Below are 1,468 nucleotides of genomic sequence, written 5' to 3' on the forward strand. Positions count from 1 at the left end.
GCCTTGCGCGCGGCCTCCAGGGCGAGATGGCCCGTGGCGACACCGGGCGCGACCCACCGTCGTTCACCGATGCCACTGCGTCTGCGCACCCAGGCGTCGTCGGCACACCACGCGGCGGGCAGCTCGTCGTTGGCCACCGTGCGCGGCGGAACGAACCCGGCGATGCCCTCGAGGACGGCCGTCGTCACCGCGCGGCCTCGACGGTCGGGGTCGGCAGCGGGATCGCCAAAGGAGCTTCGGTACAGGGAAATTGGTGAGTCACACACGCCTCGGTGGAGAGTGATCTTGAACAGCGGCATGACTGTAGATCGGATCAAGATCACCTCGCCACGCGACGAGATTCGAACGAAAGAACCATTGGTGCCGGATGACCGGAAAAGGCCAGCTCAGCACCGGGAGCGCAGGATCGTTACGGCCATTGGGCCGGTCGTGCGCCACCCGAAAGGCGGCAAAAGAGGACGACCGTTCGAGAAAGTGCCGCACACATGAACAGCGCTCAGGCGCTCCCACCACATCCCGTCGCACCCGATCAGCGGCGCCACCCGCCCCCACCTGCGGACTCGCGCCCCCCACCACCCGCAGGCACGGTCGACCCACACCGCCCGCGATCACGGCGACCCGAACGAACCGCCGGGGGATTCGGGAAGCCATTCCACACTCGAACACACAGACGATCGACTGGCGTTCGGAAATGTGACCGCGCCGGGTGCCGCGCGGTCAGAACTTCGACTCCCCGTAGCCGCCGACGGGCTCCGGCACGTTCAACTCCTTGTGCTTCGGGCCCAATTCGCAGACTCCTTTGCTTCATCTCTTGACGACTTTGGTTCAGACCTTTAGGTTCCCGATCACCACGGCTCCATGAATGCACCCATCGTTCATGAACGTGAACACTCCCCCACCATCAGCCTCACCTGAAGGGCTGTGATCCCCCCTGATGACCAGCCAACGCCTCACGCGCTCAACCGTGTTGCGCGCCGCGCTCACCACCTCGCTGCTCGCGCTCTCGGCCGGTGCCCTGACCGCGGCACCCGCCTCCGCCGCCACCGGTACGATCACGGGCCTCTCGGGCAAGTGCCTCGACGTGGCCGGGGCGAACTCCGCGAACGGCACGGCCGTACAGCTCTACGACTGCAACGGGACCGCCGCCCAGCAGTGGACGGTCGGCTCCGACGGGACGATACGGGCCCTCGGCAAGTGTCTTGACATCACCGGCAACTCGACCGCGGACGGGGCCAGGCTCCAGCTGTGGGACTGCTCGGGTGGCGCGAACCAGAGGTGGACGGTCTCCGCGGCCCGCGACATCGTCAATCCGCAGGCCAACAAGTGCGCCGACGTCACGGGCAACACCTCGGCGAACGGCGCCCCGATACAGATCTGGACCTGTACGGGCGGCGCCAACCAGAAGTGGACCGCGCCCGCGGCGGGCGGCGGCGGCACGAATCCCACCGCGCCGATGGCCGTCGCCCCG

At 67.7% G+C, this 1,468-nt stretch carries 1 protein-coding gene and 1 pseudogene; one reads left to right on the forward strand and one right to left on the reverse strand.

What is annotated here, in order from left to right:
• A pseudogene (locus ABZV34_RS39390) lies at window positions 1-188 on the reverse strand (3-oxoacyl-ACP synthase); the annotation flags it as partial.
• 746 nt (window positions 189-934) lie between these two features.
• Between ABZV34_RS39390 and ABZV34_RS39395 the strand changes: the two are divergent.
• On the forward strand, window positions 935-1,468 hold a 534-nt coding region (locus ABZV34_RS39395), incomplete at its 3' end, for an RICIN domain-containing protein (RefSeq protein WP_356288084.1).

Source organism: Streptomyces sp. NPDC005195, assembly GCF_040608315.1.
Taxonomy (GTDB): domain Bacteria; phylum Actinomycetota; class Actinomycetes; order Streptomycetales; family Streptomycetaceae; genus Streptomyces; species Streptomyces kaempferi.